This is a genomic window from Lentzea roselyniae, assembly GCF_039537795.1.
GTDB lineage: Bacteria > Actinomycetota > Actinomycetes > Mycobacteriales > Pseudonocardiaceae > Lentzea > Lentzea atacamensis.
This window is the reverse complement of record NZ_BAABBE010000129.1, coordinates 1-931: the sequence shown is the minus strand read 5'-3', so window position 1 is coordinate 931 and position 931 is coordinate 1. Positions and strand designations below refer to the sequence as shown.

The following is a 931-nucleotide window of genomic DNA, read 5'->3' as shown; positions in this document are numbered from 1 at the left end:
CCCAGTGCTGACGGCCCGCGTAGCGGAAACTGTTGCGCAGCAAGTGGACCACGCAGGTCTGGGTGATCGTCTGCGGCCAGACGGTGGTGATCGCGTCCGGCAAGCCGGTCAGCCCATCGCACACCACCATGAGCACGTCGGCCACGCCCCGGTTCTTGAGCTCGGTCAGAACGTGCAACCAGTATTTGGCGCCCTCGCCGCCGTCGCCGGCCCACAACCCGAGGATGTCGCGCCGTCCTTCGCAGGTGACCGCGAGCGCGACGTAGATCGGCCGGTTGGCGACCTGACCGTCCCGGATCTTGACGTGGATAGCGTCGATGAAGATCACCGGGTACACCGCATCGAGCGGCCGGTTCTGCCATTCGACCATGCCCTCGATCACCTTGTCGGTGATCGTGGAGATGGTCTGCCGTGACACCTCGGCGCCATAGACCTCTGCCAGATGCGCGGAGATCTCGCCGGTGGTCAAACCCTTGGCGGCCAACGAGATCACCATCTCGTCCACGCCGCCCAGGCGCCTCTGCCGCTTCGCGACGATCTTGGGCTCGAAGCTCGCGTCCCGGTCACGCGGCACGTCGATCTCAACCGGGCCCACGTCGGTCAGCACGGTCTTGGACCGCGTGCCGTTACGCGAGTTGCCGGTCCCGCGGCCGGCCGGGTCGTGCTTGTCATAGCCGAGGTGATCGGTGATCTCACCCTCGAGCGCGGACTCCAGCACCAGCTTGGTCAGCTGCTGCAGCATCCCGCCCTCACCGGTCAGCTTCAGCCCGCTGACCTTGGCGTTACTCAGCAGTTGCGCGACGAGCTGCTCGTCCAGGCCGTCCAGGCCGGTCGCGGGCTTCGAGTTCTCGGCGTTCTCCACGCCGGACATCATGTCGGTCATCAGGTGCACTTCCATGATCGGGAGTTACACCGCTCGTTTTACAGTCCC

At 65.6% G+C, this 931-nt stretch carries 1 protein-coding gene; it reads right to left on the bottom strand.

Going from position 1 to position 931, the window contains the following annotated elements; all coding sequences use genetic code 11:
• Window positions 1-883: IS256 family transposase (locus tag ABFX45_RS46175; protein ID WP_428834314.1), on the bottom strand; the 883-nt coding region annotated here is incomplete at its 3' end.
• Between the last annotated feature and the right edge of the window lie 48 nt (window positions 884-931).